General features: G+C 68.8%; 1 protein-coding gene. It reads right to left on the reverse strand.

Annotated features, from left to right (window positions below):
* Window positions 1–582: TFIIB-type zinc ribbon-containing protein (locus D3H34_RS33335; protein WP_491047165.1), on the reverse strand; the 582-nt coding region annotated here is incomplete at its 3' end.
* Window positions 583–696: the final 114 nt, after the last annotated feature.

Genomic DNA, 696 nt, shown 5'->3' on the forward strand with positions numbered 1-696 from the left:
CTGGCGCGTCTGGGCATTGCCGTTGGCGTCGCGGTAGGTTTCGGTGGTGTAGTAGTAGAAGCCGGCGTCGGCCTGCCATGCGGCCTGCACATGGGCGTCGAACGTCCAGTAGGGCAGGTACAGGCCCTTGAGGGTGTCGGTCAGCGCAGCGTTCTTGAGCTTGTTCGGCGCGAACCAGCGCGAGCCATACCATTTGCGGATCGCGTCGCGGATCTGGCCGTCGCTGATCTTGAACGGCAGGATGCTCTGCGGCGTGATCGCGTCGTTGCGTTCCTCGTGCGCGACGATCGCCGGCGAGCCGCAGAAATCGCAGCGCTGGGCCGTGCGCCCGTCGACGAACACCGAGATCGCGCGGCAGTTCTGGCATTGCACTTCGCGCCGCTGCTGGCCCCAGCCGCGGCCGGCCTGCGGGCTTTGCAGCGCCGCGGCCAGGTCCTGCTCGACCACGGCGTTGCCCAGTTCCGCGCGCTGCGTCTCGCTCCAGGGAACGAGCGTGCCGCAGTAGGGGCACTGCAGCGACTGCGCCTTGGGGTTCCACTCGAGGTTGGCGCCGCATTCGGGGCAGGGATGCTTGCCGACCATGGCCGGGCGCGGGGGCTCGGCCACGGCCGCATAGCCGGCATCGGAGGAGCGGGAAGATTCTGGAGTCACGGCCAAGCCACCTTGGCGCCGTCAGGGCGCCGGTCGTCGATATGC

Source organism: Acidovorax cavernicola, assembly GCF_003581445.1.